The following is a 6250-nucleotide window of genomic DNA, read 5'->3' as shown; positions in this document are numbered from 1 at the left end:
CGCGCGCCGTGGAATTCGCGAGTGTCGCGACCCTACTGTTTACCATAGTTTTTGGAATTATACAGTTCGGTTTCATATTCTTCCACTTTATTTCCATTACACACGCTGCTCGAGAAGGCGCTCGGTGGGCTGCTTTAGAGCAGACGGATAGTGATGTAAAGACGAAAATTATAAATTCCGCTCCGGGTCTATCGTTGACCGCTGCGGATATAACTATAAACCCTGCGGGCGATCGAAGTGGACTAATCGGCGAATCGGTTTCCGTAACCGTACAGCACAAAACACCGATTATCGTGCCGTTTATAGGTACTGCATTAGGCATTAAGGGATCGGATATAACGCTTTCGAATGCCGCAACCCAAAGGATTGAATAATGCCCGACAATGTGACACAACGACAAGAAAATGAAAACGGCGCTGTGGCTGTAATTGTGGCTATTTTAATGATCGTATTTCTTGGCTTCACTGCATTGGTTGTTGATGTAGGGTACCTTTACGAAATAAGACACCAGCTTCAATCAGCTGCGGATGCTGCAGCGCTTGCCGGTTGCCAAGAGATGATCATGCAAGCGAAAGATCCGAACGTCGTAAGCCTATCCGAAGCGGTCGCCCGTGATTATGCACTCAATAAAAATCTTGCGTCAGAAGCCACACCGACCGTTAATCTTAACGAGCAAAGCGTCACCGTAACAACCGGGCGCACGGTAGACCTCTTTTTTGCGAAAATATTTAATATCTTCAGTCCCGGCAAGTATAATAATGGTTTTGTTCGCGCGATTGCAAAAGCTGAGGTTGCATACCTTGTAGGGGTAAAAGACCTGGACCCGATGGGAGTTCCAAACCCGAAACCCAAGGAAGTCTACGTTAATGTAGTTGACCTATCAAGTGGCGTAACGGTCTACCGCAATAAATTAGGTGGCGGCAACTTTGTTAACGACATATTTGAATATTCGGGAACAATCCCTTCTCTTGCGGATGGCAAGTACAGGGTTGATATCAGCAGGGTTAATAACCAGGGATTTGAAGAATTCCTGCAAGGTGCATCGGCGCTCGTCGTTGGTTCAAATGGGGCCCTCGGCGAGGTAAACGTCGATGAAAACTTCGTAAAGGCGAATGTTGCAACGGCTATCGCCATTACCGCTCATGTTTCCGGTAGTCCAAGTAAAGTCGAGGCATACTGGCCAAAACCGAACGGTAATGGTAGCTACTCGGTTGCTTTATCAGACCAAGGCAGCGGTGTTTACAAAGCGACAACAACCGTTAACCTCCCGGCGTCCGATTCAGGGTATATGGCTTATCCAATCACTATAAAAATAGATGATACTACTGTGCTTCCGAGCGGTGGGTCGGGCGCGTATATTGTTGCAAGGGACCCTAGCGAAGAGATTACCGATGTCGACCTAGGGGTTAATTACGTTTCAACTGGTAGTTCTGTTAGTGTCAATGTCAAAATACAAGGTTTTGAGTACGAGAAGCTCTACACGCTCTTCCTTGATAACGGTACTTCTCCGGGAAACTATTACGGTCTTGATTTAGATTATAAAGAATTTGGGTCTGGCACAGGTTTACCGGATTCACCGACAGGAGGCCAGGGGAACGGTTCCGGCGGTGATGCATTTAGAGATGCAATTGCGGGAGAGCTTCATGCCGATCCGTATGCTTCATCGCATCCTACTCATTACTACGAAATCGGAGATTATGTGTGGACCAAAACAGGAGCGATGGTTGGCCCACTCGGTCAGGGCATAAGTACTCGCATTGGTTCCGATTCATGTACGTGGGATATGTGGAAAAGCAACACAACACCGCATGAAAGCAGGAACCAGTGTCCCCGGCTAATAACAGTTCCTCTGGTAGAGGAAACAACCTATGAGGCCATTAACGGTAGGTCAAAGGTAGCAATCGTTGGGTTCGCGCAGTTCTTTATTGAGAACCCGCCGAACGGTGGCGAGTTGCAAGGCAGGTTCATGGAGTACGTTAAGGGCGGAATTTACCAAACAGAACCGCCGCCTGAGCCAAATATAAAGATGGTTCGCCTGGTTAAACCAGATAGCGAAAACTAATTAAGTGGGAGGGTTTTATTTGAAACCAAGGTTAGTGATCATCATAATTGCAGTCATACTCGGAGCGATTGTGACCCTAGGGGTAAATAACTATTTAAATAACATCAAGAAGCAGGCGGTCGAGGAGCAGAAAACGGTTCAGGTATGGGTAGCGGCAAGTGATATCGCCAAGGGAACCAGCATCGAGGATATCGCCAAAGACCACCTTGCCGAGCTTAAAGAAATACCCCGGCGATATGTAGCATCGCAGGCGATATCTTCGACGAGAAACATCGAAGGCCAGGTGCTGAGCGTGTCGATAAGCGCCGGTGAACAGTTGACGATCGGCAAATTCAAGCATCCGTCCGAGGCAGGCCTTTCGTTTACGGTGCCTAAAGGGTATCTCGCAGTTTCGATCCCTTACGACAGCATACGAGGCATCGCTGAGATGGCGAAACCCGGCGATTTAGTAACGGCGTTTGCTTCGTTCAATCCCGGCGCTGACGGTGACGACGTTACAAAAATACTCCTTCAGAAGGTTCAGGTAATCGCGGTCGGCGATAGTATTGGGGCCGAAAAAGAGGCGCCGGGGAATAAGGTGCTTGATTCATCTAAAGCGGAGAGCACCAGCGATAAGAGTAACAAGACAATAACCCTTGCTCTGATTCCCGCTGATGCTGAAAAACTCGTGTACGCCCAGGAAAATGGTAAAGTATGGCTTGGTCTTCACACATCGACTAACCCTCAGATGGTAAGCACCAAAGGCATAACTATAAAGACTGTGTTTAAGTAGGTGATTTGTTTGATACTAGTAGCCGGTGAAGATTCCAAATTTGGTAAACAGATAACAACAGCGCTTAAAACCAGCGGTCAAGCTACCGCAAACGTTAACGACATTTCTGGGCTTGATGAAGCAATAGAGAAACACTCTCCAGAAGTCATAGTAATAGATCCATCAATCATGTCGGACATTGCGATAGCAAAAGCCGAGGGCCTTTCAATCAGCAATCCGGAAATAGCGATCATTATGGCTGTCGATGCGCTCGACCCCGGCGTGCTTCGTGCTGCCATGCAAGCTGGAATAAAAGATATCATTGAGCGTGAGTCATCCGACGAGCAGATAATCGCGTCTATTTCACGGGCGGCAGATATTTCAAAGCGATTTAAAGAGTCCTTCGGTTTAAAGGCTGACGAACAAGATGAGCAGTTATCAGAAGAAGGCAAGGTCATAACGTTCTTCAGCACAAAGGGTGGCGTGGGCAAATCGGTCCTATCAGCCAACTCTGCAGTCGCGCTTGCACAACTGACCGAAAAACGTGTAGCTATACTTGACCTTGACCTTCAATTCGGCGATATCGCGATCATGTTTCAACTGACGCCCGACCATACCATCTATGATGTGATCCAGGTGATAGGCCAGCTTGATGAGGACATGTTGCAAGGGTTTCTTACGGTGCATTCATCCGGAGTGAAGGCATTGCTTGCTCCAGTACGCCCGCAAGAATCCGATTCGATAACATCGAATCATGTTAAGCAAATTCTGGGGTTACTCAGGAAGTCCTTTGATTACATAATAATCGATACTCCACCCCTGTTTAACGATATTACGCTGACAGCGCTTGATGAGAGCGATCTCATTTATTTAATCGCGACTATGGATATGCCTAGCATAAAGAATATCAAACTGGCGATTCAAACCTTAAAGCAGCTTGGCTATCCATCTGAAATAGTCAAGTTTGTTCTGAATCGAGCGGATAGCAAAGTATGGCTGGAAATCGATGAGGTTGAAAAAACACTAGATGTAAAAGCAGTGGCACGGATACCGAGCGATAGGGTGATCCCGCGAAGCGTTAACAAAGGCGTGCCTGTCGTTATTGAACAGCCAAAATCGGCAGTCGCCAAGAGCATTGTCGGTCTTGCGGAGAAGACCAAGGATGTTAAGAAAAGGGATGACATTCACACCGAGGCAACTGATCCGATCGTTCGTAAAATCATCAGGAGGTTATCATAGATGTCACTTACCGATCGGCTTGCCCAATCAACCAGCTTGCAAGTGGGATCTGCTATAGATAATGGTTCCGTGCGTGAAAGTGAGCTTGATGCTCTTAAGGTCAAGTACCATTATGCTTTAGTCAGCGAACTTGGCCCGGATCTGGATGATGCTCGGGTTGGCCAGGAAGCATCGAAAGTACGGGTGGAGCAGATTTTGCGAGGTCTTTTGGCCAGCGAGACGATGCCCCTTTCTGGTCCGGATAAAGAAGATATTATGCGCGATGTTATCGATAATATCCTAGGATACGGGCCTATAGAGCAGTTTCTCCAGGACCCGGAGATAACTGAGGTCATGATCAATAACCCCGATAGTATTTATATCGAGCGGGCCGGCAAGATCTACAAAACCAACCGGAAATTCCTTGATGAGGACCATCTGCTGAGGATCATTGACAAGATTGTAGGCCAGGTAGGACGAAGGATCGATGAGAGCTCACCGATGGTCGATGCGCGTCTCCCCGATGGTTCTCGAGTTAATGCTGTCGTTCACCCCCTTGCATTGAATGGTCCGATGCTGACCATACGTAAGTTCTCAAAAGATCCGCTTATGGTTGAAGATTTAATACGGTTCGAGACCATGAGCCAGGAAGTTGCCGATTTGTTAAGGGCGTGTGTTGCCGGCCGATTAAATACCCTCGTCTCTGGAGGAACCGGCACGGGGAAAACCACTATGCTCAACGTACTCTCGTCGTTTCTTCCCGGTGATGAGCGCATTGTCACCATTGAGGACTCAGCCGAACTGCAGCTTCACCAGGAACATGTACTGAGGTTGGAATCCAGACCGGCAAACATCGAAGGTAGGGGCGAGATAACAATTCGCGACCTGGTAAGAAACTCCCTACGTATGAGACCCGACCGTATTGTTGTCGGTGAGGTCAGGGGTGGCGAGGCGCTTGACATGCTGCAGGCCATGAACACAGGCCATGACGGCTCGCTCTCTACGGTACATGCCAACTCGCCGAGGGACGTTCTCTCAAGGATTGAAACAATGGTGTTGATGAGCGGTTTTGATCTACCGCTGCGTGCCGTTCGTGAATACATAAGCTCATCACTTAATCTGATAGTTCACCTTGCTAGATTGCGCGACGGTTCAAGAAGAATCACGCAAATTACCGAGGTTCAAGGCATGGAGGGCGATGTTATTACCCTCCAGGATATCTTTCGCTTTGATTTCTCCATGGGTGTCACGGACGACGGGCGATTTAAGGGCAAGCTGAAATCAACCGGTGTTCGACCTATGTTTACGCAAAAACTAATAGATTACGGAATTCAAGTATCGCCCGATATTTTCAAATTCGAGCCGATGGCTCGCAGATAGGGCAAAAAGGGAAAGACTATGGGAAAACGGATTAGTAATGTAGTTCGCGCCATAATCGTCGTTTTGACAGCGTGGGTATTGATAGGCATACAAGTAGCGTACTCCGATACGATTTTGCAGGAGGTCAATACCAAAAAGTATCCGACTGTAAAACTACTCTTATCAGGCGCTGCTTTCGATGAGGCAGGAAAAGCAGGGAACGGCGACCGAACGGTTCGCATCAGTGAAAACGGTCAGCTCATCAAGAGCGTTCATATAAGTCCGTTAACAGCGAAACCTAAACCAATAGCTGTGACCTTGTTGATCGACTCGAGCGGCAGCATGAAGGGTAAACCTATTGAGGATGCGAAAGCAGCAGCGGATCATTTTGTGCGGTTGATGGGAATAGACGATCAAATCTGTGTAATCGCTTTTAACTCAAAACCCCATCTGGCCACCGATTATAGCTCCAACAAGAAGAAGATTATCAGCTCGATGAGCACGATACAGGCATCCGGAGAGACTGCTGTTTATGATGCGCTGTCGCTTGCGGCACAGCAAATCAAAAAATCGGGTTTGAAGCAAAAGTATATAATCCTGCTTTCGGATGGCGGCGATACCGTCAGTAGCACCAAACCGCTGACGTGCATCGACCAATTAAAAGACCTGAAAGTACCAGTCTATACTATTGCTCTGAAATCGCCCGAGTTCGATATGGGCACCCTTGAGAGCATTTCGAGCCAATCAGGCGGAAAGCTGTTGCAGGCTATCAATTCAACTGAGCTAAAACCCTTCTACTCGCGCATCGCGGAGCAGATCAAAAACAACATAGAAATCGAATATCGTAGCCCCGGATTTGA

At 47.8% G+C, this 6250-nt stretch carries 6 protein-coding genes; all 6 read left to right on the top strand.

Going from position 1 to position 6250, the window contains the following annotated elements:
• Window positions 1-374 (top strand): TadE family protein (locus ACYC56_RS11305; protein ID WP_461374285.1); only part of this gene is annotated, 374 nt, incomplete at its 5' end.
• A complete protein-coding gene (locus tag ACYC56_RS11300; RefSeq protein ID WP_461374284.1) occupies window positions 374-2062 on the top strand; it encodes a pilus assembly protein TadG-related protein in 1689 nt (562 codons plus the stop codon). The genes ACYC56_RS11305 and ACYC56_RS11300, both read left to right, overlap by 1 nt.
• Before the next feature lie 19 nt (window positions 2063-2081).
• The gene (gene cpaB / locus ACYC56_RS11295) at window positions 2082-2834 is read left to right on the top strand and encodes a Flp pilus assembly protein CpaB (RefSeq protein WP_461374283.1); all 753 of its coding nucleotides are present in this window, start codon (window positions 2082-2084) and stop codon (window positions 2832-2834) included.
• Between the two features lie 9 nt (window positions 2835-2843).
• A complete protein-coding gene (locus ACYC56_RS11290) occupies window positions 2844-4052 on the top strand; it encodes an AAA family ATPase (protein WP_461374282.1) in 1209 nt (402 codons plus the stop codon).
• Window positions 4053-5411 (top strand): CpaF family protein, encoded by a 1359-nt coding sequence (locus tag ACYC56_RS11285; RefSeq protein WP_461374281.1) that lies wholly within the window; start codon window positions 4053-4055, stop codon window positions 5409-5411.
• An 18-nt stretch (window positions 5412-5429) separates the two neighbouring features.
• Window positions 5430-6250 (top strand): vWA domain-containing protein (locus tag ACYC56_RS11280; RefSeq protein ID WP_461374280.1); only part of this gene is annotated, 821 nt, incomplete at its 3' end.

This window comes from Candidatus Aquicultor sp., from assembly GCF_054640775.1.
This window is presented reverse-complemented; position numbering and strand designations above follow the sequence as displayed.